Annotated in this window: 20 protein-coding genes and 1 riboswitch; of the genes, 13 read left to right on the top strand and 7 right to left on the bottom strand. The window is 71.2% G+C overall.

The features are described 5' to 3' along the window. Positions 1-36 precede the first annotated feature (36 nt). The 3 genes from DA085_RS03675 to DA085_RS03665 are packed head-to-tail and all read left to right on the top strand — an operon-like array spanning position 37 to position 2,644. On the top strand, positions 37-1,095 hold the full coding sequence (locus DA085_RS03675; RefSeq protein WP_109471595.1) for a Glu/Leu/Phe/Val dehydrogenase dimerization domain-containing protein: 1,059 nt from the start codon (positions 37-39) through the stop codon (positions 1,093-1,095). Continuing rightward, a complete protein-coding gene (locus DA085_RS03670; protein ID WP_109471594.1) occupies positions 1,095-1,448 on the top strand; it encodes a nuclear transport factor 2 family protein in 354 nt (117 codons plus the stop codon). The genes DA085_RS03675 and DA085_RS03670 overlap by 1 nt, the downstream gene beginning before the upstream one ends. A gap of 8 nt (positions 1,449-1,456) precedes the next feature. After that, positions 1,457-2,644, top strand: coding sequence for a YbfB/YjiJ family MFS transporter (locus DA085_RS03665; RefSeq protein WP_161958402.1), 1,188 nt, complete (start codon positions 1,457-1,459; stop codon positions 2,642-2,644). Positions 2,645-2,674: 30 nt separating this feature from the next. Here the strand turns inward: DA085_RS03665 and DA085_RS03660 are convergent, their stop codons facing one another. Next, the gene (locus DA085_RS03660; protein ID WP_109471592.1) at positions 2,675-3,403 is read right to left on the bottom strand and encodes a LuxR C-terminal-related transcriptional regulator; all 729 of its coding nucleotides are present in this window, start codon (positions 3,401-3,403) and stop codon (positions 2,675-2,677) included. Further along, positions 3,400-4,656 (bottom strand): ATP-binding protein, encoded by a 1,257-nt coding sequence (locus DA085_RS03655; RefSeq protein ID WP_237565294.1) that lies wholly within the window; start codon positions 4,654-4,656, stop codon positions 3,400-3,402. The genes DA085_RS03660 and DA085_RS03655 overlap by 4 nt, the downstream gene beginning before the upstream one ends. Positions 4,657-4,771: 115 nt before the next feature. On the opposite strand from DA085_RS03655, the gene DA085_RS03650 reads away from it, so the two are divergent. Both DA085_RS03650 and DA085_RS03645 read left to right on the top strand, forming a co-directional pair. Continuing rightward, the gene (locus DA085_RS03650) at positions 4,772-6,190 is read left to right on the top strand and encodes a PspC domain-containing protein (protein WP_109471591.1); all 1,419 of its coding nucleotides are present in this window, start codon (positions 4,772-4,774) and stop codon (positions 6,188-6,190) included. Continuing rightward, complete coding sequence (locus DA085_RS03645; protein WP_109471590.1) at positions 6,187-6,525, top strand: hypothetical protein; 339 nt, start codon at positions 6,187-6,189, stop codon at positions 6,523-6,525. The genes DA085_RS03650 and DA085_RS03645 overlap by 4 nt, the downstream gene beginning before the upstream one ends. A 110-nt stretch (positions 6,526-6,635) precedes the next feature. Here DA085_RS03645 and DA085_RS03640 read toward each other — a convergent pair whose 3' ends face one another. Further along, positions 6,636-6,905: a hypothetical protein gene (locus tag DA085_RS03640; protein WP_109471589.1), complete on the bottom strand. Its 270-nt coding sequence runs from the start codon at positions 6,903-6,905 to the stop codon at positions 6,636-6,638. Positions 6,906-7,059: 154 nt separating this feature from the next. Next, a riboswitch (SAM riboswitch) is annotated at positions 7,060-7,180 on the top strand. 208 nt (positions 7,181-7,388) lie between these two features. On the opposite strand from DA085_RS03640, the gene DA085_RS03635 reads away from it, so the two are divergent. Beyond that, a complete protein-coding gene (locus DA085_RS03635) occupies positions 7,389-8,705 on the top strand; it encodes a bifunctional o-acetylhomoserine/o-acetylserine sulfhydrylase (RefSeq protein ID WP_109471588.1) in 1,317 nt (438 codons plus the stop codon). Between the two features lie 6 nt (positions 8,706-8,711). Continuing rightward, positions 8,712-10,043 (top strand): homoserine O-acetyltransferase MetX, encoded by a 1,332-nt coding sequence (gene metX, locus DA085_RS03630; RefSeq protein ID WP_109471587.1) that lies wholly within the window; start codon positions 8,712-8,714, stop codon positions 10,041-10,043. A gap of 203 nt (positions 10,044-10,246) precedes the next feature. Here the strand turns inward: metX and argG are convergent, their stop codons facing one another. The 4 genes from argG to DA085_RS03610 form a co-directional block, all read right to left on the bottom strand. Continuing rightward, a complete protein-coding gene (argG, locus tag DA085_RS03625; protein ID WP_109471586.1) occupies positions 10,247-11,677 on the bottom strand; it encodes an argininosuccinate synthase in 1,431 nt (476 codons plus the stop codon). Positions 11,678-11,779: 102 nt separating this feature from the next. Then, positions 11,780-12,952 (bottom strand): SPFH domain-containing protein, encoded by a 1,173-nt coding sequence (locus tag DA085_RS03620; RefSeq protein ID WP_109471585.1) that lies wholly within the window; start codon positions 12,950-12,952, stop codon positions 11,780-11,782. A 21-nt stretch (positions 12,953-12,973) separates the two neighbouring features. After that, a complete protein-coding gene (locus DA085_RS03615; RefSeq protein WP_109471584.1) occupies positions 12,974-13,525 on the bottom strand; it encodes an NfeD family protein in 552 nt (183 codons plus the stop codon). Between the two features lie 109 nt (positions 13,526-13,634). Then, on the bottom strand, positions 13,635-14,687 hold the full coding sequence (locus DA085_RS03610) for a LacI family DNA-binding transcriptional regulator (protein WP_109471583.1): 1,053 nt from the start codon (positions 14,685-14,687) through the stop codon (positions 13,635-13,637). Positions 14,688-14,821: 134 nt separating this feature from the next. Between DA085_RS03610 and DA085_RS03605 the strand changes: the two genes are divergently transcribed. The 6 genes from DA085_RS03605 to DA085_RS03580 are packed head-to-tail and all read left to right on the top strand — an operon-like array spanning position 14,822 to position 20,697. Further along, the gene (locus DA085_RS03605; RefSeq protein WP_109471582.1) at positions 14,822-16,093 is read left to right on the top strand and encodes an amino acid ABC transporter substrate-binding protein; all 1,272 of its coding nucleotides are present in this window, start codon (positions 14,822-14,824) and stop codon (positions 16,091-16,093) included. After that, positions 16,093-16,971, top strand: coding sequence for a branched-chain amino acid ABC transporter permease (locus DA085_RS03600; protein WP_237565293.1), 879 nt, complete (start codon positions 16,093-16,095; stop codon positions 16,969-16,971). Before DA085_RS03605 ends, DA085_RS03600 begins: the two co-directional genes overlap by 1 nt. Continuing rightward, entirely contained in the window at positions 16,955-18,052 is a 1,098-nt protein-coding gene (locus DA085_RS03595; RefSeq protein ID WP_237565292.1) for a branched-chain amino acid ABC transporter permease, read from the top strand. The genes DA085_RS03600 and DA085_RS03595 overlap by 17 nt, the downstream gene beginning before the upstream one ends. Beyond that, entirely contained in the window at positions 18,049-18,801 is a 753-nt protein-coding gene (locus tag DA085_RS03590) for an ABC transporter ATP-binding protein (RefSeq protein WP_109471580.1), read from the top strand. The genes DA085_RS03595 and DA085_RS03590 overlap by 4 nt, the downstream gene beginning before the upstream one ends. Further along, positions 18,791-19,549: an ABC transporter ATP-binding protein gene (locus DA085_RS03585; RefSeq protein WP_237565291.1), complete on the top strand. Its 759-nt coding sequence runs from the start codon at positions 18,791-18,793 to the stop codon at positions 19,547-19,549. Before DA085_RS03590 ends, DA085_RS03585 begins: the two co-directional genes overlap by 11 nt. Then, a complete protein-coding gene (locus DA085_RS03580; protein ID WP_202619091.1) occupies positions 19,546-20,697 on the top strand; it encodes a Gfo/Idh/MocA family protein in 1,152 nt (383 codons plus the stop codon). Before DA085_RS03585 ends, DA085_RS03580 begins: the two co-directional genes overlap by 4 nt. Positions 20,698-20,699 lie beyond the last annotated feature (2 nt).

Genomic DNA, 20,699 nt, shown 5'->3' with positions numbered 1-20,699 from the left:
GACCGGGCGTCGGGTCGTTGTGGTGGACTGCCCCCTATGAGCAACGACAGCAGGGGGAGCAGCGTGGCTCCCGATCTCTTCGGGTCCGAGCAGGTCATCACCTGCCGCGACGACACCACCGGCCTGCGTGCCGTCATCGCCATCGACAACACGACCCTGGGGCCCGGCTTCGGCGGCACCCGCTGGCGGCCCTACGCCACGCCGGAGGAGGCCGTCATCGAGGCGCAGCGCCTCGCGGCGGCGATGACCCTCAAGCACGCGTGCGCGGACCTGCCCTACGGCGGCGCGAAGTCCGTCATCCTGGCGGACTCCCCGGCACCGCTGCGGGGCGAGGAGCGTCGGGCCGCCCTGCTCGCCTTCGGTGAGTTCGTGGCCCGGACCAACGGTGCCTACATCCCCGGCGTCGACATGGGGACCACTCCGGAGGACATGCGCATCATCGAGACCCGCGGCGGACGGGCGTTCTGTGACGAGGTGGACCCCGGCCCCTATACCGCCCGCGGTGTCTACGCCGCCATGCGCGCCGGGGTGCGGCACGCGCTCGGGCGCGACATGGCGGGCGTCCGTGTCGTCGTGCAGGGCACCGGGCACGTCGGGGCGAACCTGGCCCGGCTGGCCGCGACCGACGGCGCGGTCCTCTCGGTCGCCGACATCGATGCAGACCGGGCGCAGGCGCTGGCCGAGGAGCTCGGCGCCACCGTGGTCGACCCGCACGAGGCGCCGTATGCCGACACCGACGTCTTCGCGCCGTGCGCGGTCGCCCGCGTCCTCACCACTGCCAACGCCGACCGCATCCGCGCCCGGGTCGTGGCCGGCGCGGCCAACGACACCCTGGACTCACCCGAGGCGGGCGAGGCGCTCCGCGCGGCCGGGGTCACCGTGGTGCCCGACTTCGTGGCCAACGCCGGTGGCGTCATCCAGGTGCACGCCGGTGTCGTCGGCTGGGACGCGGACACACTGGCCAGTGCGCTGGAGCGGATCGGCGAGCGGGTCGAGGAGATCCTCACCGAGGCCGAGCACCGCGGAGTGACACCCGATCAGGCGGCCCGAGACCGGGCGGCCCAGCGGCTGGCAGCCGCCCGGAAGGAGCACTGATGGACCTGAGAGCGATCACCCACCGCTACTACCGCGCCGTGGACGCCGGCGACGTCCCGGGCGTCCTGGACTGGTTCGCGGACGACGCCGTCTACCACCGTCCGGGCTACGAGCCGATGCGAGGGCGCGAGGCGCTCGAGGTGTTCTACGCCGGGGAGCGGGTCATCGAGTCGGGCAGCCACCGGATCGACCAGCTCGTCGTCGACACGACCTCGGTCGCGGTCCGGGGTGTCTTCAGCGGGCGGCTCAAGGACGGCTCAGTGGTCGAGGTCGGGTTCGCCGACCTCATCGACTACGACGCGGACGGCCGGGCGCGCGAGCGGCACAGCTACTTCGACCGCCCGGCCGTCTGAGCCCGGCTGTGCAGCGCGCTGCGGCGGACGGTCACGGCCGGCTCCTGCTGGCCCTGGGGCTGGCCGCCGGTCCCCTGGTGGCCCTCGGACTGGCCCGGTTCGCCTACGCGCTGCTGCTCCCGGCCATGAGTGAGGACCTCGACTGGTCCTACTCCGCGGCCGGCGCGCTCAACACCACCAACGCGGCGGGCTACCTGGTCGGCGCGCTCGTCGCGACCCCGCTCGCCCGTGCCGTCGGCTCACGGCGGTCGTTCCTGGGTGGCACGGTGGTCACCACGCTCGCCATCGGCCTCACCGCGGCGACCAGCCAGTATGCCGTGCTCCTCACCATCCGCTTCGTCGCCGGCCTGGCCGGGGCGGTGGCCTTCATCATCGGTGCCGTCCTGGTGGCCGAGGCGAGCCACCGAGGGTCCCGCGGTCGGGCCGCGGTGCTGCTGGGCGTCTACTTCGGGGGCGCCGGCGGAGGGATCGTGGTGGCGGGTCTCCTGGTCCCGTGGATCCTCGGGGTCACCGACGGTGCGGGGTGGCGCCAGGGCTGGCTCGCCCTGGCCGCGGCCGCGCTCGTGGCCACCGTCGCGGCCGTGCTGTCCGCCCGGCACGTCGGGGACCCCGCCCCTGCCGAGGAGCACGCCAGGCGCTGGGACCGGCGCCTCATCGGCTGGGTCGTGCTGGCCTACACGTGCTTCGGCCTGGGCTACATCGCCTATCTCACCTTCATCAGTGCCTACCTGACCGAACAGGGCATGAGCGGCCCGGTGATCGCCGGGTTCTGGGCCGTCGTCGGGACCGCCGCGGCGGTCTCCGGGCTGGCGTGGGGACCGGTCCTGGGCAGGCTCGGCGGGTCGCGCGGGATGGTCGTGGTCATGATCGCGCTGGCGGGCGGGACCGTGCTGCCCGTCGTGCTGGAGGGCCCGGTCGCGGCCTACCTGTCGGGCGCGGTCGTCGGCGGGAGCTTCCTGGCGGTCGTCACTGCCGTGAGCATCTCGGTGCGGGAGACCCTGCCGCAGCCGCACTGGACCGCCGGCATCGCCTTCGCCACGATCGCCTTCGGTCTCGGGCAGACCGTCGGACCGACGCTGACCGGCTGGGTCTCGGACCTGAGCGCGGACCTCGGCACCGGGCTGCTCCTGTCCGCGGCGATCCTCGTCGTCGGGGCCGGCGTGGCGCTGCTGCAGCCGCGCCCGGCCAGGCCGTGACCATCCGACCGCGCGCCCCGGTCGGGGTCGTCAGAGGAGGCGGCGGCCCATCGCCCAGACGGTCAGCTCGTGCCGCGAGGACAGCTGCAGCTTGCGGAGCACCGAGGAGACGTGCGTCTCGACGGTCTTCACCGAGATGAACAGCTCCTTGGCGACCTCCTTGTACTGATAGCCGCGGGCGATCAACCGCATCACCTCGCGCTCGCGCGCGCTGAGGCGGTCCAGCTCCTCGTCGACCTCGGCGATCTCACCGGCCGCGGCGCCGAAGGCGTCCAGGACGAACCCGGCGAGCCGTGGGCTGAAGACCGCGTCCCCGTCGGCGACCCGCACGATGGCACCACCGAGCTCGGGCCCGCTGATCGTCTTGGTGACATAGCCGCGGGCGCCCGCGCGGATCACCGCGATGACGTCCTCGGCGGCGTCGGACACCGACAGCGCCAGGAACCGGACCGGGGCACCGGACTCGGTCGTCACCCCTGCGCAGCCGGTGATGACATCACTGCCGCCGCGGCCGTCCCCGCCGGGCAGGTGCACGTCGAGCAGCACCACGTCCGGTCGCTGCTCCCGGATGACCACCACGGCCTGGTCGACGGTGCCGGCCTCCCCCACGATCTCCAGCCGGTTGCCGGACACCTCGTCGAGCTCGGCGCGGACGCCGGACCGGAACATCCGGTGGTCGTCGACCAGCACGAGGCGGATCGGTCCGCCGGGTCGGGCTGCGGGCGTGCCCTGGCTGCCGGTGGGACGCGGTTGGCTCATGACTCTGCTCCTTGTGGCTCGCGGGACACGGGCAGCTCCAGGCTGACCTCGGTCCCCTGCTCGAGGCGACGCACCCGCGCCGTCCCTCCGTGTCGCTGCATCCGGCCCATGATCGACTCGCGCACGCCCAGCCGGTCCGCCGGGACGTCCTCCGGGTCGAACCCCTCGCCGTGGTCGCGGACGAAGGCCTCCACCGACCCGGTGCCCACCTCCACGTAGGCCGAGACCGGCGGGGCCCCGTGCCGCACCGCGTTGAGCATCGCCTCGCGCAACGCGTTGACCAGCGCCTGACCGTCGGCGTCCAGGGGTCGGTCGCCCGTGACGATGAGCTCGATCGGCACGCCGTGGAGGTCCTCGACCTCGTGGCCCGCGGCGGCCACCGCCCCCGCGAGCGTGGCGGTGGGGCCGACCGGTCCGGCATACAGCCAGCTGCGCAGCTCGCGCTCCTGGGCACGGGCGAGCCGGGCGACCTGGACCGGGTCGTCGGCCCGGCGCTGGATCAGGGCCAGGGTCTGCAGCACCGAGTCGTGCAGGTGGGCCGCGATGTCGGCGCGCTCGGTCTCGCGGGCGGTGGCCGCCTGCTCCTCCCTGAGGTCACGCCAGAGGCGGGTGACGTAGGGGGCGGCCAGCAGACCCACGCCGGCCAGGGTGATGACGACCGCGACGCCGACGTCGCGCAGCTCCCCGAGGCTCCGTCCCTGGGCCCCGAGCGCCACCAGACCGGCGACCGCGAGACCGACCCCGATGACCAACCGGCCCATCGCCTGCTGCCGGCTGCCGCCGTGCGGTGCCAGCAACCGGTCACGGCCACTCGTGTCCAGCTGGGACCAGACGAAGACGGCACCGGTGGTCAGCACCAGCACCGGGACGGTGATGTCCAGCCGCAGGTCGAGCCCCCAGGCCTGCACCAGGGCGAGCCCACCCACCAGGATCACCAGTCCCCCGGTGAGCACCAGCAGCGACCCCGTGTCCGGCTGACGGAGCCACCTCGAGCGGTCCCCTCCCGCAGGGGCTGCACCCTCGGCGGGCTCGACCGTCGCCCACAGGAAGGCATAGACCAGGGCGCCGACACCGCCGACGGCGGTCAGCGCGATGAACCCGACCCGCAGGGCGAGCGGGTGCAGGCCCAGGTGGTCGGCCAGCCCACGGCATACGCCAGCGACCACCCGCCCGTGGGCACCCCGGCGCAGCGGCGGCCGCTGCCGGTGGGGGGCACTCCCGGCCGGCGGGGGCGGCACACGTGGGCTGGTCACGACCCCATCCTCCCCCACGGCCGGCCCCCGGACCGAGGCTCTCGGGGTGCGCTCAGGGTCCGGTCAGGGTCGACCCTCATAGCGGCAGGGGTCCGATCGGCGGGACAGTGGAGCCATGACACAGACACCACCACCCGGCGGCGGGCAGCCCGGCCCGCGCGGCGCCGACACCTTCTTCACCGGGCTCCGCCGCATCGACATGCGCCGCTCCCAGGACAGCTGGATCGGCGGTGTCTGCTCGGGCCTGGCCGAGCGCCTCGGCGTGGACGCCCTCGTGATCCGGGCGCTCTTCGTCGTGCTGACCCTCGGGATGGGGCTGGGCGTGATGCTCTACCTGGCCGCGTGGCTGCTGATCCCGAACCGTCAGGAGGAGACCCACCTGGAGCTGGCGCTGCGGGACGGGCGGGCCGAGTCGGTCGTCCTCCTGGTCGTGGCGGTGCTGAGCCTGTTCGGGTCGTTCGGCTGGTTCGGCGGCGGCTGGTGGGCCGACGGCGGCTTCTTCGGCTGGGGCGTGATCACCCTGGTGATCGTGGGGCTGGGGGCCTGGTGGCTCTGGAGCGAGTGGACCAAGCGGGAGCAGCCCGGGTTCTACGGTCAGCGCGCCGATCAGTATGCAGGTCCGGCCGGCACCGGTGGGCAGGGCACCGGCGGTGCCACGGCCTGGACGCCGGGCACCGATGAGACGACCTCCTCGTTCGCCACACCGGCGACGGAGACGACCGACTCCCGGTGGGGCGGCGAGACCGGTGGCCAGGCGTCGGCGTGGAGCGCGGACCCGAACGGCGGCTGGGGTTCCGCCGAGGGGTCAGGGCCCGGCGGTCCTTCGGGTGGCGGTCCCTCGGCCCCGCAGGGACCGGGTGGGTGGCAGTCCCGGCCGCGGGCCCCGAAGCCTCCGCCCGCGCCGCGGCGACCTGGTCGCCGCTCGGCGGGCGCTGCCGGGACGCTGCTCGGGCTCGGTCTGGCCCTGACCGCCGGCGGCGGGCTGGCCTGGGCCGCCGCGGAGTACGCCTGGGGTGTCAACCCGCTCGTGATCGGCCTGGTGGGCGCCCTCGGGTCGCTCGGTCTGGTGATCCTGGTCCTCGGGCTCGCCGGCCGGACCTCGGGGTTCCCCGGGTTCGTGGCCGTCGTGGCCCTGCTCGTCACCGCAGCGGTGCTGCCGATCGGTGACCACTTCGTGCCCTCGGGCCGGGTGGGTGACTACACCTGGGCACCCGACGCCGGTGACACCGGCCCCTACCGGCTCGGCGCCGGGACCGGGACGCTCGACCTGCGTGGAGCAGACGGCCAGGACCTCACCGGACCGATCACCGCGACCGTCTCGTTCGGCACCCTGCGGGTGCTCGTGCCGGACGACGTCACGGTGCGTGTCGAGGCCGGTGCCGGCATGGGCGGCATCGTGCACGGCGATCCCCGCCGCGAGGTGGGTGGGGTCAACGTCGGTGAGGAGATCGTGGTCGGCGACGGCCCGGTCGAGCTAGAGGTCGAGGCCCGCGTGGGTTTCGGTCAGGTCGTGGTGGAAGGTGACGGACGATGAGCAGCAACTGGGACGAGAACGGCACGACCGGCCAGCTGGGCCAGGACGGACCGGACCGGATGGACAACGACTGGGCCGCGGAGGGTGCGGAGACCACGGCCCCGCGGACACTGCCCCGACCCAAGGGCCCCTCCTGGGGGACCGTGGCGCTCGGGCTGGTCTGCCTGGTGGTCGCCGGAGGCGCCCTGCTGGTCGAGCTGACCGACGTGAACCTGGACTGGAGCAGCTTCGGCCCCCTGAGCCTGGTCGGCCTGGGGCTGCTGCTGGTCCTGGTGGGCCTGGCCGCGCTGGTCCGCCGGAACGGTGACGAGGACGTCGACGAGGACTACCGGTGAGGCCGGGTACGACGCCCGGCACGTGAGACCACCCGGGCGATGAGCCCACCGCCGCCCGGGGGCAGGGCAGGCGGTTTGCCGGACGGCCGGTGACGACGCGGGGTACGTCGTCACCGGCCGTCGACGTGGGTCGAGGCATAGCGGTCGGCCTCCCCCAGCCGCACGAGCGCGATGACGCCCCACACCAGTGTCACGACCACCCAGATGACGGCCATTCCCCAGCGACCCTGCGTGACATAGCTGATGACCATCACGACGGCGAACGACACGGCCAACGCAAAGAGGATCACGCGCAGCGGCTTGGGCAGCCTGTCGAAGGCACGGACGATGTCGGAGCGCCCGTCCGGGCGTCCGCCCCGGGGAGGTTCGTCGGTTCCCATGCCACGACGTTACCCAGTCGGCACCCCGCGACAAGGGCAGCCTCATGATCCACGCACGCCACGGCATAGTGCCGCAGATCGTTCGAAATGACGGTCACGAGCACCTTTCTGGCCGAATTGACCACGGTGATCCCTGTCTGCTACAACTAACCCAGGTCATGAGTCCCAACGCCAAGCCCCGGCTCGTTGGGCGGCAACCCTCCACTCGCGGTGGGGTGCCCCGGGTGATGACCGGGCGGACGCGGCACCGGAGCCACGATCCGCAAGCGCGGGCCCGTCGACCGGTGGGCCCAGTGACGCATGAAGGAGCGCTGCTGTGACCTGTTGTCGAATGCCCAACCGCTGAGTCCGCCCCCGAGACCAGCACGCCCGTCCCCGGGCCGAGTCTGCGCGACTCAGCCGGCACCACCACGCCGCGCCACCCACACTTCCCTGACCCCGCGCTCACGCGCACCCCTTACCTGAATCCCCTTGGAGCACACCATGTCCTGGTCCTTCGCCACCCGCCAGATCCACGCCGGTCAGACGCCGGACGCCGCCACCGGCGCCCGCGCCCTGCCGATCTACCAGACCACCTCGTTCGTCTTCGACAACGCGGACGTCGCCGCCGCACGGTTCAACCTCGAGGACCTCGGCCCGATCTACACCCGCATCGGCAACCCGACCACCGAGGTCGTCGAGAACCGCATCGCCGATCTCGAGGGCGGCGTCGGCGCGCTGCTGCTGGCCAGCGGCCAGTCCGCCTCCACCCTGGCCATCCTCAACGTCGCACAGGCCGGTGACCACCTCGTCGCCTCGCCGAGCCTGTACGGCGGGACCCAGAACCTGTTCGCCCAGACCCTGCCGCGCCTGGGCATCGAGGTGACCTTCGTCGAGGACCCGACCGACCCCGAGTCGTGGCGTGCCGCGTCCAACGAGCGCACCCGTGCCTTCTTCGGCGAGAGCATCGCCAACCCGAGCGGCCTGGTCCTTGACATCCGCGCGGTCGCCGACGTGGCCCACGAGGTGGGCGTCCCGCTGATCATCGACAACACCATCGCCACGCCCTACCTGACCCGGCCGTTCGAGCACGGCGCGGACATCATCGTGCACTCGGCCACCAAGTACCTCGGCGGTCACGGCACCTCGATCGGCGGCGTCATCGTCGACAGCGGCAACTTCGACTACGCGCAGCACCCGGAGCGGTTCCCGCACTTCAACGAGCCGGACGAGGGCTACCACGGGCTCACCTTCGGCAAGGACCTCGGCGTCGGCAACGAGATCTTCGGCGGCACCAACCTGTCCTACATCCTGCGCGCCCGCGTGACGCTGCTGCGCGACCTCGGCCCGGCGATCTCGCCGTTCAACGCCTTCCTCATCGCGCAGGGCATCGAGACCCTGTCCCTGCGGGTCGAGCGTCACGTCGCCAACGCCAAGAAGGTGGCCAACTGGTTGCTGGACCAGGAGCAGGTCGTCTCGGTGAGCTACGCGGGACTGCCCGGCCACCCCTCCTACGAGCTGGCCCAGCGCTACCTGCCGGAAGGTGCCGGCGCCGTCCTGGCCTTCGAGATCGCCGGTGGCCTGGAGGCCGGCAAGGCGTTCGTCTCCGCCCTGGAGCTGCACTCCAACGTGGCCAACATCGGCGACGTGCGCTCCCTGGTCATCCACCCCGCCTCGACCACGCACCGCCAGCTCAACGAGGGGGCACTGGCAGCCGCCGGCGTCACCCCGGGCCTGGTGCGCCTGGCCGTCGGCCTCGAGCACATCGACGACATCATCGCCGACCTGGAGACGGGCTTCCGCGCCGCCAAGGGCCTCTGATCCGCGATGACCTCTGACACTGTCCGGTCCGGCAGCCGACGGCGCACGCTCCCCGTCGGTGACCTGCTCCTGGAGTCCGGGGAGACCCTGCCCGGCGTGCGAATGGCCTACGAGACGTGGGGACGGCTCAACGAGGCCAGGGACAACGCCGTGCTGGTGCTCCACGCACTCACGGGGGACTCCCACGTGGAGGGTCCTGCCGGACCGGACAGTCCGACACCCGGGTGGTGGCCGGGCCTGATCGGGCCCGGGCGGGCGCTGGACACCGACCGCTACTTCGTGGTCGCGCCCAACGTGCTCGGCGGCTCGCGCGGGTCCACCGGCCCGTCGTCGCCCGGCCCGGACGGTCGCCCCTGGGGATCGATGTTCCCCCGGGTGACCGTCCGCGACCAGGTCCGCGCCGAGGCGCTGCTCGCCGACCGGCTCGGCATCCACACCTTCGCCGCAGTGGTCGGCGGTTCGATGGGCGGCATGCGCGCCCTGGAGTGGGCCGTCACGCTGCCCGGCCGCGTCCGCAGGTGCCTGCCGATCGCGACCTCGGCGATCGCCTCCGCCGACCAGATCGCCTGGGCCACACCCCAGCTGTTCGCGATCAAGGGAGACCCGGCCTACCACCGAGGCGACTACTACCCGGGCCCCGGGCCGCGCCACGGCCTGGAGATCGCCCGGCAGATCGCGCACGCCACCTACCGCACGGCCGAGGAGCTGCAGGAGCGGTTCGGCGCCGACTCCCAGGAGGGCGAGGACCCGGCGGCGGGTGGTCGCTACGCCGTGCAGTCCTACCTCGAGCACCACGGCCAGAAGCTGGCCCGCCGGTTCGACGCCAACAGCTATGTGGTGCTCACCGAGGTGATGAACGGGCACGACATCGGCCGGGACCGCGGCGGCGTGGAGGCGGCGCTGAGGCGCATCACGGCCGACCTCACCGTGGTCGTGGTCGACAGTGACCGGCTCTTCACACCGGGCGAGGGCGAGCGCATCGCCACCTCCCCCGCCTGCCGCGACCTGGTGACCGTGCACTCGCGCTACGGCCACGACGGGTTCCTCATCGAGACCGACCAGGTGTTCGCCGCGATCGGTGACGCCCTGGAGGACCGGGCCCCCTCGGGGGCGAAGGCCGCGCAGGTCGCTCTCGTCGCCACGAACGGCACCGGCACGGCCCGCTCCGTCCCGGCGGGCGATGCCGGAGTGGGTGACTCACCGGCAACCGCGGAGCTCCGGACGCACGGAGTCGCCCTCCCGGCCGACCGCGCGGAGCGGCGTGCCGAGGTGCGTCCGGCCGTGCCGTTCAGCGCGCCGGGGTTGCCGCCGGTCCTGGCCGGCACCGGGCTCTGGTGACCCCTGCGGTCGCGATGGGGGTTGTCCCGCGCGACCCTCACCTGCTCCACGCTCTGCACCATGAGCGCCGCATCGGGACTCTTGGAGCGCCGTGGCGTTCTTGGAGCCCCCTCTAGCCGGCCCTCAGATGCAGGGCCCGCTCCAGGACGTCACCGGACGCCTCGCGAGCCCTGCGTCCAGGGTGGGCAGCGGGCACCTCCGGATCAGTCGACCCCGAACTCCATCGCGGCGTTGTCCAGCGCGAGGTCCTCGTCCGCCCGGACGGCCGGGTTCGAGGCGATCCGGTCCGCGCCACCGGCTTCGAGGGCGCCGAGCAGGATCCCGTTCTCGACGATGACCTGGCCCTCGTCGAGCGGCTGCCGGGCATACAGCTCGAGCTTGCTCCGCGAGTCGGCGATGTCGAGATTGCGCATGGTCAGCTGGCCGATACGGTCGTTGGGGCCGAAGGCCGCGTTGTCGGTCCGCTCCATCGACAGCTTGTCCGGATGGTAGGAGAAGTTGGACCCGCTGGTGTTCAGGATCGTGTAGTCCTCGCCGCGACGCAGCCGGACCGTCACCTCACCGGTCACGAGCGAGGAGACCCAGCGCTGGATCGCCTCGCGGGCCATCAGCGCCTGCGGCTCGAGCCAGCGACCCTCGTAGAGCAGCCGGCCCAGGCGACGCCCCTCGGCGTGGTAGTGGGCGATCGTGTCCTCGTTGTGGACAGCGTTGAGCAGCCGCTCGTAGGTCAGGAACAGCAGCGCCATCCCCGGCGCCTCGTAGATGCCACGGGACTTGGCCTCGATGATGCGGTTCTCGATCTGGTCGGACATGCCCAGGCCGTGCCGGCCACCGATGGTGTTGACCTCGTGGACCAGGGCGACCGGGTCGTCGTAGCGCACGCCGTTGATCGAGACGGGCCGTCCGCGCTCGTAGCCGATCGTGACGTCCTCGGTCTCGATCTCCACCGCAGGGTCCCAGAACTTCACACCCATGATCGGCTCGACCGTCTCCAGGGAGACGTCGAGGTGCTCCAGGGTCTTGGCCTCGTGGGTGGCACCCCAGATGTTGGCGTCCGTCGAGTAGGCCTTCTCCTCGGAGTCGCGGTAGGGGAGGTTGTGCTCGGTGAGCCACTGGCTCATCTCGGCCCGGCCGCCCAGCTCGTCGACGAAGTCGGCGTCGAGCCACGGCTTGTAGATCCGCAGGTCCGGGTTGGAGAGCAGCCCGTAGCGGTAGAACCGCTCGATGTCGTTGCCCTTGAACGTCGAGCCGTCACCCCAGATGTTGACCCCGTCGCTGTGCATCGCCTGGACCAGCATCGTGCCCGTCACGGCACGCCCCAGCGGCGTGGTGTTGAAGTAGGGACGACCACCGGAGCGGATGTGGAACGCTCCGCAGGCCAGCGCGGCCAGGCCCTCCTCGACCAGGGGAAGCTTGCAGTCCACGTGCCTGGCGAGCTCCGCGCCGTACTGCAGGGCGCGGCCGGGCACCGACTCGATGTCCGCCTCGTCGTACTGTCCGATGTCGGCGGTATAGGTGCAGGGCACCGCTCCCTTGTCGCGCATCCAGGCGACGGCCACAGAGGTGTCGAGACCCCCGGAGAAGGCGATGCCGACGCGCTCGCCGACAGGAAGACTGGTCATCACTTTGCTCACGGTGCGAGTGTATACGGTCAACCGCATAACTATGCAAACCGCCATTCAGCACGTGCCTGGCAGCTCGGTGGCGACGCCCTCGCGAGGGCGTCGGGAACGGCGCTACTGCGTCGGCTCGTCCGGCAGATCCGGTTCGGAGACCGGAGCGGGACCGGTCGGCATACGGCCGGGGTCGGGCTGCGGGGAGGGAGTCTCCGGACGGAGGCCTCGGCTCCGGACCGTGCGGGTGGACTCCTCGGCCTCCTTGGCCGCCCCCGCCGCATCGGCGCGGGCGCGCCGCAGCGCCTCGGCCGGGTCCTCCAGCGAGGGCTCGTCCACCTCCACGGCATCGTCCTGGTCCACCTCGTAGGAGCTCCCGGGCGGGGCGTCCAGGGAGCCCGTGCCCGACGGGCCGTGCGGACCGAGGGCCGCACCGATGCCCTGCAGCGCCTGGGTGAGCTCGCTCGGGACGATCCACATCTTGTTGGACTCACCCTGCGCGATCTGCGGGAGCATCTGGAGGTACTGGTAGGCCAGCAGCTTGGAGTCCGGGTTGCCCTTGTGGATGGCGTCGAAGACCCGCAGGATCGCGCGGGCCTCGCCTTGGGACTCCAGGATCGCGGCCTGCGCGGTGCCCTCGGCCCGCAGGATCTGGGCCTGCTTCTGCCCCTCGGCGGTGAGGATCTGCGACTGCTTGACACCCTCGGCATTGAGGATCGCGGCGCGCCGGTCCCGCTCGGCGCGCATCTGCTTCTCCATCGAGTCCTGCACGCTGGCCGGCGGGTCGATCGCCTTGAGCTCGACGCGGTTGACGCGGATGCCCCACCGACCGGTCGCGTCGTCCAGGACGCCGCGGAGCTGCCCGTTGATCTGGTCACGGCTGGTCAGTGTCTGCTCGAGGTCCAGCGAGCCGATGACGTTGCGCAGGGTGGTGACGGTCAGCTGCTCGATGCCCTGGATGTAGTTGGCGATCTCGTAGGTCGCCGCCTTCGGGTCGGTCGGCTGGAAGTAGATGACCGTGTCGATGCTGACCACCAGGTTGTCACTGGTGATCACCGGCTGCGGCGGGAACGAGACGACCTGTTCCCGCAGGTCGACGGTGGCCCGCACCTTGTCGATGAACGGGATCAGGAAGTGGAGGCCGGCGTCGAGCGTGCGGCTGTAACGGCCCAGCCGCTGGACGATCACGGCACTCGCCTGGGGGACGATCCGGATGGCGCGGCTGATGGCCACCCCGGTGAAGAGGACGAGCAGCGCCAGGACGATCCACAGGGCAACGGTCGTGGGTGCGGGCATGGCGGCCTCCTGGCGTTCTGGCTATCGGGTGTCGGGATGCTGGTTGTCGGGATGCTGGTTGTCGGGATGCTGGTTGTCGGGATGCTGGTTGTCGGTGTTCGGCTCGTCGGGGCCGTGAGGGCCGGCTCCGTGCAGCGGCTCCACGACGGCGGTCGCGCCCTCGATCCGGGCAACGTGGACGGTCTCGTCGACGGGGAGCACGGTCCCGGGCCGGGTCCGCGCCGTCCACTCCTCCCCGGTGAGCTTCACCAGGCCGCTGCGGTCGGTGACCTCCTGGAGCACCAGGGCGGTCCGGCCGACCAGCGCGTCGGCGTTGGTCCGCTCCCCCGCCCCCTCAGGCTTGATCTTGCGCAGCGCCACAGGCCGCAGGACCGCGAGCAGCAGGGCGGCCATCGCCACGAACGTGAGCACCTGCACGGTGACGCTCTGGTCCAGGCCGGCGGCCGCGGCGGCGGCTATCGCGGCGACCGCGAGCATGAAGAAGACCAGGTCGAGCGAGGCGATCTCCACCAGTCCGAGCACGAGGGCCCCGGCGACCCACCAGAGCCACTGCGTCTCCCTGAGCCACTCCATCGCGACCTCCCTCTGTCGGCAGTCTAGCGGCCTGACCTGGCCAGACGGCGGGAGGCGCCACGCCAGCCCGTGCAGAGTCTGTGGGGCGAGACATTGGGCCCGCGCAACGTCAGGTCCTCGGGGCCGCGGTGGAGGCGCGGACGATCAGCTCCGCGCGTGCCGTGCGGCGCCTCGACCGCTTTGCCGCCGGAGACAGTGCCAGCTCCAGGGCCTGCCGACCCATCTCCCCCATCGGCAACCGCACCGTGGTCAGGCTCGGGGCAAGATCCTGAGCGACGGCCACGTCGTCGAAGCCGGTGACCGAGATCTGGCCCGGCACCGGGATCCCCCGGTCCCGCAGCACGGACAGGGCACCGATCGCCATGTCGTCGTTGAGAGCCATGATCGCTGTCACGTCGGGAGCCCGCTCGAGGAGCTCGAGCGCCGCCTCCTTGCCACCGTCCCGGGTGAACGCCGCCTCGACGAGAGGTGTGCTCGCGACACCCAGGCCCACGGCCTGCAGGGCCCGGTCCATCCCGCCGAGCCGGTCGTGGATCGTCGTGAGGGCGCGCGACCCGGAGATGATGCCGATCCGGCGGTGTCCGAGGGACACCACATGCTCCGCGATCGCGTGGCCGCCCTTGTCGTTCTCCGGCTGGACCGTGTCCACCGCCAGGTGGTGCCGTCCGATGACAGCCACCCGGCCCCCGTCGGCCAGGTAGGACTTCAGGGTCGCGGTGACCTTGGCCCGGATCTCGCGGTCCACGAAGCCGGAGCCCGCCACGATGACGGCACCGACACCATTGGCGATCAGGGTGCGGATCTGGGTCAGCTCGGCCTCCGGGTCCCGGCCACTGTGGCAGATCTGCACGGTCAGCCCCTCGGCGGCCGCCAGACCCAGGACACCGCTGGCGATCTCCGCGAAGTAGGGGTCACCGATCTCGTGGACCACCAACCCGACCACGGAGGTCGGGCCACCCGCGAGCGTGCGGGCGTGCAGGTTCGCGACGTAGCCGAGCTCCGCGGCGACAGTCCGCACACGGTCGGCCATCGACTCACTGACACCCGCCGCACCCGACAGCGCGCGTGAGGCGGTCGCGATGGAGACGCCCGCCTCCTCAGCGACGTCCGACAGACGCGGACGGCTTCCGTGGGGGCGCGCCCTCGTGCCGGATCCAGCCATCTGACCCTCCTCCTTCGCCCGGACTCCACCGGAGGGAACGTTCCGGACGTCGCCTCTTGCCCAGATCGTAGGGCATGACCTATGGTGCTCTGTAAGCGGTTACGTAAGCGCTTACGTTCAAGGAGGAACGAAGCATGAGCAAGAGCACGCGCACGAACATCAGCCGGTGGGTCGCCCTCACCGCGGCCGGAGGGCTGCTAGCCCTGACCGGCTGCGGCATCGATGACCCGTCGGAGTCCGGCGAGGGGGGCACTGGTGACGGCGCGACCGGCACCGGTGGCGGTGAGGACCCGATCCAGATCGGCATCTCGCTCCCGTTGACGGGTGACTTCTCCGAGCCCGGCAAGGGCGTCCAACGCGGCTACGAGGCGTGGGCCGCCTACGTCAACGAGAACGGCGGGCTGCTCGGTCGCGACGTCGAGCTCACCATCCTCGATGACCAGTCCAACGCCGACCGGGTCGCCAGCGACTACGAGAAGCTCATCAACCAGGACGGCGTCGACCTCGTCTTCGGACCCTTCTCCACGCGCCTGGTCGTGCCCTCGGCCCAGGTCGCGATGGACTACGGCTTCCTCTTCGTGGAGCCGGCCGGTGCCGCCGAGGAGGTCTTCACCCAGGGGTTCACCAACCTGTTCTACGCCGCCCCGGCGGTCGCTCAGGACCACTACGACTACCTCGCGGACCACATCGAGGCGATGCCCGAGTCCGAGCGGCCGAAGACCGCGGCCTACGCCGCCATGGACGACCCGTTCGCCCAGGGCACTGCCTACGGCCTCAAGGCCCGCCTCGAAGCCATCGGGGTCGAGACGGTGGTGGATGAGGTGTACCCCCCGAACACGACCGACTTCTCCTCCATCGCGGCCAAGATCGAGGCCAGCGACGCCGACATCATCGTCGGCGGCACGCAGTACCAGGACGCGGTGAACCTGATCATCGCGCTGCAGCAGCTCGGCTACCAGCCAGACCTCGCGGCGTTCTCCACCGCGCCGACCAACCCGGAGTTCGCGGCGGCGATCGGTGACAAGACCGAGGGGATCCTGTCCCCGACCGGATACACCCCCGAGTCCAGCTACCCCACCAACGCCGAGTTCGTGGAGTACTTCGCCGAGGAGTACGGCACGGAGCCGACCGAGGACGAGGCGAACGCCTGGACCACCGGCCAGGTCGTCGCGGCAGCCGTGGAGGGCGTCGGGTGTGCCGACCCGTCCCCAGAGTGCCAGGGGCAGCTCATCGACTGGCTGCGCACCAACGAGGTCGACACCGTGGTGGGACCCCTGACCTGGGATGCCGAGGGCCGCCCCCAGGGTGCGCACCTGATCCAGCAGTACGTCGACGGGGAGATCACCATCGTGCTGCCCGACGACGCCAAGGAGGCCGAGTTCATCTACCCGAAGCCGGAGTGGTGATGGACCTCCTCGTCCAGAGCCTCATCCTGGGCCTTCTGCTGGGCGGCCTCTACGCGCTCCTCGCGGCTGGTCTCACGCTCTACTTCGGCGTCATGCGGGTCGTGATGATCGCCCACTCGGCGTTCCTGATCCTCGCGGCCTACCTGGCCTGGTGGTTCAGCAGCAGCACCGGGCTGGACCCGCTGCTCTCACTGGTGTTCACGGTGCCCGCCTTCTTCGTCCTCGGTGTCCTCGTGCAGCGAGTCCTGATCGCTCGGCTGAAGCCCGCGACGCTGACGATGATGTCGGTGCTCCTGACCTTCGCGATCGCACTCACCATCGAGGGCCTGCTCGGGTTCGTGTTCTCCGGCACGCAGCGCCGCATCCAGCTGCCCTACTCGGGTGCCAGCCTCGAGGTGTTCGGGGCGCGGATCGCGGTGGTCAAGCTCATCGCGTTCGCCCTGGCGGCCGTGGCCCTGGCCGTCCTGTACGTCGTGCTGAAGGCGACCCGGTTCGGCCAGTCCCTCCGGGCGACCATCCAGAACAGCGAGGCGGCCGCCCTGGTCGGCATCGACACCAAGAAGGTCGCCGGCTACGGCTTCGGCGTCGGCCTGGCAACCGCCGCCGTCGGCGGCACGGCGCTCTCCCTGGACGCCACCATCTATCCCTCGCTCCACTGGCACTGGATCGGTCCCCTGATGGCCATCATCGTCGTGGGCGGGCTGGGCAGCGTGCCCGGTGCGGCCGCGGCGGCGATGGTGCTCGGGGTCAGCCAGTCGCTGCTGCAGATCCCGATGGGCACCACGTGGGCCCAGACCATCTTCTACATCGTGCTGTTCGCCACCCTGGTCTTCCGGCCGCACGGATTCTTCGGAGGTCGCCTTGCGCAACGCTTCTGACACCGCGACAACCTCCGCCAGCGGCAGCCCGACCGTGGTCCGGGTGATCCGCGGCGTGCAGGTCCTGGCCGTCGTCGCGGCCGCGATCGGGGTCCTGGTCTTCCCACAGACCGGCCCGGGGCCGTTCATCATGTCCGTCGGTGTCGTCATCCTCAGCTACGCCTGCATGGCGACCGGCTGGAACTTCGTGGGCGGCTTCACCGGCTATATCTCACTGGGCCACGCCGCCTTCACCGGCCTCGGCGGCTACCTGGTGGGACTGCTGATCCTGCGCGCCGACGTGCCCTCGTGGATCGCCCTGGTGCTGGCCGCCGTGATCGTGGCTGTCCTGTCGATCCCGATCGGCTTCGCCTCCCTGCGGGTGCGCGGTGCGTCCTTCGTCATCATGTCGCTCGCCCTCGTGCTCATCATGCTGCTGATCTTCCAGAGCTGGTCCGACGTGACCGGCGGCTCGAACGGTCTGCGCGTGCCCCGGCCGTTCGGGCCCGAGGTGCTGCGCCCCGAGCAGCACGAGCGCTTCTACTACCTGCACGTCCTGCTGCTGGTGATCATGCTGGTCGCCTGGTGGGCCATCGACCGCTCGCGCTTCGGGGCCGGGCTGAAGGCGATCCGGGAGGACGAGGACAAGGCGCAGAGCCTGGGCATCCCCACCTTCGGTTACAAGCTGTCCGTCTACGTGATCTCCGCCTTCTTCACCGCGCTCGCCGGCGGCCTGTACGCGCTCTGGTTCGGCTTCCTGGACCCGATCTTCCAGTTCTCGATCCTGACCGGCTCCTACATGGTCCTGATGTCGCTGCTGGGCGGCATCCGCTCCCTGTTCGGGCCCGCGCTCGGTGCCGCGATCGTCGGCTACGCGATCGAGTTCTTCAAGGCGCAGTACGGCGACACCCAGTTCCACCTGGTGGCGCTGGGGCTGCTCCTGGGCCTGGTGGTCCTGTTCATGCCCGAGGGCATCCTCCCCTCGCTCGGCAGGCTCCTCGACCGGCTGCGTCCCAGCGCGACCAGCATCCGGGAGGAGAGCGCGGAGGAGCTCGCCAACAAACGTGCCGTCCTGGTCGGCGACAACGGAGGAGCGTCATGAGCACTGCGCCAGCGCACGAGATCGGGCTCGCCGTGCACGGCCTGTCCAAGTCGTTCGGCGGGGTCCACGCCGTCGTCGATGCCTCGGTCGACTTCCACCACGGCCGCATCAACGCCCTCATCGGTCCCAACGGGTCCGGGAAGACGACGTTCTTCAACTGCGTCACGGGGATGATCCGGGCCGACGCGGGCACGGTCACCTACCGGGGTCAGGACATCACCGGGAAGGCACCACACCGGGTGGCCCACGCCGGGATCGGCCGCAGCTTCCAGGTCTGCCGCATCTTCCCGCGGATGACCGTGCTGGACAACGTGCTCGCCGGTGTGCGCCCCACCGGACTCGCGACGCTCCTGGGCTCGGGCCGGCGGCGCAGCGACGTGGAGAGGGCCCGGGCGCTCCTGGCCCGGGTCGGCATCGACCACCTGGAGCGTGCCGAGGCCGGTGACATCTCCTACGGCCAGCAGAAGCTGCTCGAGCTGGCTGGGGTGCTGATGACCGACCCCGAGACGATCATGCTCGACGAGCCCGCCGGTGGGGTGAACCCGGCGCTGATCGACCGGATCAGCACGCTGATCGTCGAGCTCAACGCCGAGGGCCGCACCTTCATCGTGGTCGAGCACAACATGGAGCTGGTCATGCGGCTGAGCGACCACGTCATCGTCTTCGACCGCGGCGCCCCCATCGCCGCCGGTCCCCCGTCCACGGTCCAGAAGGACCCTGCCGTCCTGGAGGCGTACCTTGGCGTCTGACTACCTGCTCGAGCTCACCGACATCGAGGCCGGCTACGGTCGCGCGGCCCTCGTGCTGCGGGGCCTCACCGTCCAGGTGCCCCCTGCCCAGATCGTCTGCCTGGTCGGCCCCAACGGCGCCGGCAAGTCAACGGTGCTCAAGGTCGCCAGCGGCATGCTCGTGCCGCGCAGCGGCCGGATCGTCGTCGACGGCGCGGACGTCACGGGCAAGGGGCCGCAGCAGCTGCTCCGTGCCGGGCTGTCGCACGTGCTCCAGGGGCACAGCGTCTTCAAGGAGATGACGGTCGGAGAGAACGTCAACCTGGGCGCCTTCTCCGTGCGTGACCCCAGGCACGTCGCTGAGCGCCTGGACTTCGTGAAGTCCCTGTTCCCCCTCGTCGCCGACCGATGGGACGCCCTGGCCGGTGCCCTCTCCGGCGGCCAGCAGAAGCAGGTGGAGTTCGCCCGCTCGCTGATGGTCGACCCGAAGGTCGTCCTCCTGGACGAGCCGTCCATGGGCCTGGACCCGAAGGCCACCGCCATCATCTTCGAGCAGGTGGTCCGGATGCGCGACGCCGGCACCGCCGTGCTGCTCGTGGAACAGAACGCTAGGCGCGCACTGGAGTCCGCGGACGTCGGGCTCGTGCTCGACCTCGGCCGGGTCCACATCAGTGGCCCCGCCCGCCAGCTCCTCGATGACCCCAAGCTGGGCGAGCTCTACCTCGGTGGGCGCCCACGCACCTCAGCCACGGAAAGGCAGCCCTCATGACAACGCACACCGTCCGCATCCTGATGAACGGCGTGACCGGCCGGATGGGCTACCGCCAGCACCTGGTGCGGTCCGTCCTGGCCATCCGGGACGACGGGGGCGTCGAGCTGCCCGACGGTGACCGGATCCAGGTCGAGCCGGTCCTGCTCGGACGCAACGCCGACAAGCTCGCGGCCCTCGCCGAGCAGCACGGCATCGCGGAGTGGACGACGGATCTGTCCGCCGCCCTCGCCGACGACTCGGCACCGGTGTACTTCGACGCCGCCACCACGCAGGCGCGCAAGGGTGCCATCCTGCAGGCGATCGCCGCCGGCAAGCACATCTACACCGAGAAGCCGATCGCGGAGTCCGTCCTGGACGGGGTCGAGCTGGCGGACGCCGCCGAGGCGGCCGGAGTCACGACCGGCGTCGTGCACGACAAGCTGTACCTCCCCGGGCTGCGCAAGCTCAAGCGCGTCATCGACAGCGGCTTCTTCGGTCGCATCCTGTCCGTCCGCGGGGAGTTCGGCTACTGGGTGTTCGAGGGTGACGGCATCCCCACGCAGCGCCCCAGCTGGAACTACCGGGCCGAGGACGGCGGCGGGATGGTTCTGGACATGTTCTGCCACTGGAACTACGTCATGGAGGGCCTGTTCGGCGCGGTGGAGGCTGTCACCGCCAAGGCGGTCACCCACATCCCGCAGCGCTGGGACGAGAACGGTCAGCCCTACACCGCGACCGCCGACGACGCGGCCTACGGCATCTTCGAGCTCGAGGGCGACATCATCGCGCAGATGAACTCCTCCTGGGCCGTGCGGGTCGAGCGCAAGGAGCTCGTCGAGTTCCAGGTCGACGGCACTCACGGGTCCGCGGTCGCGGGGCTCTTCGGGTGCCGGGTCCAGCCGCGCGTGCTCACCCCCCGCCCGGTGTGGGACCCGGACGTGCCGACGACCGAGGACTTCCGGTCCCAGTGGTCCGAGGTGCCGGACACCGAGTCCTTCGGCAACGGGTTCCGGGCCCAGTGGGAACAGTTCCTGGTCGACCTGCACCACGGTCGTCAGCATCCCTACGACTTCCGCTCGGGGGTGCGTGGCCTCCAGCTCGTGGAAGCCGGCCTGCGCTCCTCCACCGAGGGCCGCCGCGTCGCGCTGAAGGAGGTCATCTCGTGACC

Source organism: Ornithinimicrobium cavernae (genome assembly GCF_003121625.1).
Taxonomy (GTDB): domain Bacteria; phylum Actinomycetota; class Actinomycetes; order Actinomycetales; family Dermatophilaceae; genus Ornithinicoccus; species Ornithinicoccus cavernae.
Note: the sequence above shows the minus strand (reverse complement) of the source record. Positions and strands in the feature narration are given on the sequence as shown.

Bases quoted from the DNA above. Each gene is read 5' to 3' on its own strand.
- DA085_RS03675 (WP_109471595.1), top strand. From the start codon at position 37: ATGAGCAACGACAGCAGGGGGAGCAGCGTGGCTCCCGATCTCTTCGGG.
- DA085_RS03670 (WP_109471594.1), top strand. From the start codon at position 1,095: ATGGACCTGAGAGCGATCACCCACCGCTACTACCGCGCCGTGGACGCC.
- DA085_RS03660 (WP_109471592.1), bottom strand. From the start codon at position 3,403: ATGAGCCAACCGCGTCCCACCGGCAGCCAGGGCACGCCCGCAGCCCGA.
- DA085_RS03650 (WP_109471591.1), top strand. From the start codon at position 4,772: ATGACACAGACACCACCACCCGGCGGCGGGCAGCCCGGCCCGCGCGGC.
- DA085_RS03645 (WP_109471590.1), top strand. From the start codon at position 6,187: ATGAGCAGCAACTGGGACGAGAACGGCACGACCGGCCAGCTGGGCCAG.
- DA085_RS03640 (WP_109471589.1), bottom strand. From the start codon at position 6,905: ATGGGAACCGACGAACCTCCCCGGGGCGGACGCCCGGACGGGCGCTCC.
- DA085_RS03635 (WP_109471588.1), top strand. From the start codon at position 7,389: ATGTCCTGGTCCTTCGCCACCCGCCAGATCCACGCCGGTCAGACGCCG.
- metX (WP_109471587.1), top strand. From the start codon at position 8,712: ATGACCTCTGACACTGTCCGGTCCGGCAGCCGACGGCGCACGCTCCCC.
- DA085_RS03620 (WP_109471585.1), bottom strand. From the start codon at position 12,952: ATGCCCGCACCCACGACCGTTGCCCTGTGGATCGTCCTGGCGCTGCTC.
- DA085_RS03615 (WP_109471584.1), bottom strand. From the start codon at position 13,525: ATGGAGTGGCTCAGGGAGACGCAGTGGCTCTGGTGGGTCGCCGGGGCC.
- DA085_RS03610 (WP_109471583.1), bottom strand. From the start codon at position 14,687: ATGGCTGGATCCGGCACGAGGGCGCGCCCCCACGGAAGCCGTCCGCGT.
- DA085_RS03605 (WP_109471582.1), top strand. From the start codon at position 14,822: ATGAGCAAGAGCACGCGCACGAACATCAGCCGGTGGGTCGCCCTCACC.
- DA085_RS03600 (WP_237565293.1), top strand. From the start codon at position 16,093: ATGGACCTCCTCGTCCAGAGCCTCATCCTGGGCCTTCTGCTGGGCGGC.
- DA085_RS03590 (WP_109471580.1), top strand. From the start codon at position 18,049: ATGAGCACTGCGCCAGCGCACGAGATCGGGCTCGCCGTGCACGGCCTG.
- DA085_RS03580 (WP_202619091.1), top strand. From the start codon at position 19,546: ATGACAACGCACACCGTCCGCATCCTGATGAACGGCGTGACCGGCCGG.